This window comes from Actinomyces sp. 2119 (assembly GCF_003591215.1).
GTDB classification, from domain to species: domain Bacteria; phylum Actinomycetota; class Actinomycetes; order Actinomycetales; family Actinomycetaceae; genus Actinomyces; species Actinomyces lilanjuaniae.
This window is the reverse complement of the sequence record NZ_QYRR01000017.1, coordinates 1-2563: the sequence shown is the minus strand read 5'-3', so window position 1 is coordinate 2563 and position 2563 is coordinate 1. Positions and strand designations below refer to the sequence as shown.

Annotated in this window: 3 protein-coding genes; 1 reads left to right on the top strand and 2 read right to left on the bottom strand. The window is 67.9% G+C overall.

The window, feature by feature from the left end; translation table 11 throughout:
- The coding region (locus D4740_RS12630; protein ID WP_119837229.1) for a C2 family cysteine protease at nt 1-1006 on the top strand (1006 nt) is incomplete at its 5' end.
- 67 nt (nt 1007-1073) lie between these two features.
- On the opposite strand, the gene D4740_RS12625 is transcribed toward D4740_RS12630, so the two are convergent.
- Complete coding sequence (locus D4740_RS12625) at nt 1074-1613, bottom strand: hypothetical protein (RefSeq protein ID WP_119837228.1); 540 nt, start codon at nt 1611-1613, stop codon at nt 1074-1076.
- Nucleotides 1614-1698: 85 nt separating this feature from the next.
- Nucleotides 1699-2190 carry a YbaB/EbfC family nucleoid-associated protein gene (locus tag D4740_RS12620; RefSeq protein ID WP_182911423.1) on the bottom strand — a complete coding sequence of 164 codons (492 nt, stop codon included), beginning with the start codon at nt 2188-2190 and terminating at the stop codon, nt 1699-1701.
- Nucleotides 2191-2563 lie beyond the last annotated feature (373 nt).

Below are 2563 nucleotides of genomic sequence, written 5' to 3'. Positions count from 1 at the left end.
CAGCGCCCTGGGCAACCCCCTGGCCGCCGGGCCCGCAGCCGCAGGCCTGGCCAGCCTCGCCGCCACCTACCAGGCCCTGCGCGCCGAGGTCCACCACGCCGCCACCCAGGCCGCCACCACACTGGGCACAGCCACTGTGGACACCGACGACTCCGACATCAACAAGTGGACGACCTTTGAGCTCCGGGACAGCGACATCGAGCGGATCCGTCAGCAGGCCGACGGCACGGCCGAGTGGGACAGCGTGGAGCAGGAGAACATCGGTGACTGCTACCTGCTGGCCACGTTGCAGGCCTACTCCGACACCGAGGAGGGCCGCCAGGCCCTGCGCGACCAGGTGCGGTGGGAGGAGTCCCAGCAGGCCTTCGTGGTCACCTTCCACGACGGCGACCAGGAGGTCGAGATCACCGTGGACGACTTCTACCTCTTTGGCAACCAGGGCACCGACAAGGGCTTCCCCAGCATCATCAACATCTACGAGCGCGCCTACGCCCTCTACCTGGAGCAGCAGGGCAGGGACCCGGAGGACGTCGAGGGCGGCGACCCCACAGATCCCATGGAGGCCCTCTCGGGCGAGGGCACGCAGACGGTCAGCACCGACGGCTGGGGGTGGGGCAGGTGGGGCTTCCTCCCCTACCCCCGCCACTACAACCAGCACGAGTACACCGAGGAGGAGTGGGACACCATCGAGGAGGCCGTGGAGGAGGGCAGGGTCGTGGTCGGTGGCACCGCGCGCGGGGACTTCAGCGACGGCAGCACGGTCCAGGCCACCGTCGACACCAACGGCAACGGCCGCATCGACACGGGCGACCAGGAGGGAGACTTCCAGGTCTGGGACAGCCACGCCTACACGGTGGTCGATATTAATGACGAGTACGTCACCCTCTACAACCCCTGGGACACCAACCCCGTGCCGGGCAACGGGCGCGTCGGGAGCGGGACCATCCGCATCACCCGGGAGGACTACGAGAAGTACTTCAACAAGACCTACATCGGCGACATGTAGGCCACCACTGTCTGCACGCACCCGTCACGGTGCCCTGCGCCCGTGTGATCGCTGCTCACACCTCCAGTCACACCTCCAGCAACTCATGCCAGAGGCGCCGGTAGGGCTCCTCGGGGACGACCCCGGGTTCCGGGACTATGTTGACCCGGTGGGTCCAGCCCCCCAGGAGGTCACCGGAACTCAGCGGGGTCCTTATCGGGGGAGGGTTGACGGCCAGGAGGGTGACCGTGCCCAGGCCCTCGGCGTAGAAGCTCTCCCCCAGGCGCAGCTCAAAGGTCTCCTCCTCACCGGCGGGCCTGCCCGTCTCAGGGTCGGCCCGTGACCAGCCCATGGTCCCCACCCACTCATGGCCCTGGGAGCGCAGCCCCTTCGTCTGCAGGCAGCCTGTGTTGGCATACAACGGTCCTATGCTGCTGCTCATCTCTAGCACCACCCCCTGCTCGATCCCCTCGGGCAGCTCCACGCTGCGCCTCGAGGGGTTCTCCCACCACAGACGCGCACCCGCCGCCACCAGCACCAGGACAACAGCCACCACCACCGCGCGCACCACCCGACGCCACCAGACCCCACTACCAGGCACAGGCACCGGTGCTCCCTCGCCCGCCATGACAGCTCCTTCCTCAGCCCCATCTCCACGGGGCTCCCCGCCACCTGGCGGCTCGCTGAGCGTTCTGCTGCTTGAGACCACCGCCCTAGATGTACTCCGGACCGTCGGGCGTGATGTGGAGCGCCCCAAACTGCCTCCTCCCGGCACCAGGGGCATCCCGCCCATCCCAGCTCACCTCATGACCCTGGGAGCCGGCTGGGTAGGCCCGCCGCATCCGCTCAGCAAGGTCGGAGCCCTCTCCCCAGGTACCTGCGGCCAGACGGGACACCCGGCGCCCAGCGTCAGCCTGAGCCTTCTTGATGCAGTCCAGGATCACCGCAGACAGGTCCCGCGCCTGCATGTTCATAGCCGCCCAGGTCAGGTCAAGACCGACCACTCTGCCTGCGGCGTCAACCGTGACGCTGACCGCCCGGTTGGGTGAGGCACAGGTCCCCCGCACGGCCGCCAGATCCTCCGTCGCCTCACGGATCTTGCGGGCCTGCTTCTCGGCGTCGTCCACTATGGTGGAGATCCGGGAGACCGCCCCACGGGCCGCCTCCTGCGGACCGCGTCCCTTGTAGCCTCGGTACTCGCTCACAGCATCGACCTCCCGCAGTGCCAGACCCCGACTCACGGCTGCCCTGGCAGGCTACCACCGGCTGCCAGCAGCGTCTGCCGCCTGAACTGCGAGACTGGGACCCGCCACGGATCACGAGCGATTCTCCCAGCACATATCCAGGTATTTCCTCGGCCGAGCCCGGCAGTCAGAGCCACCAAGCGAATCACGGAACAGCTAGGATGACCGAGTTCATCACGTGACTTGCTTCGCGTCGCTTGTGTCCTGCCTGTCCGGTGGGTCCGGGTTGCCGGGGTAGGCAGGGGCAAGCAAGAGGAGTGGTTCCGGGTGGTGCTACAGGTCAACCTGGAAGAGCTGGGGACGGCCAGGTCGCTGGCCGGGCAGTCGGCTGCGT

Coding starts and splice junctions, on each gene's coding strand:
- D4740_RS12625 (WP_119837228.1), bottom strand. CDS start 1,613: ATGGCGGGCGAGGGAGCACCGGTGCCTGTGCCTGGTAGTGGGGTCTGG.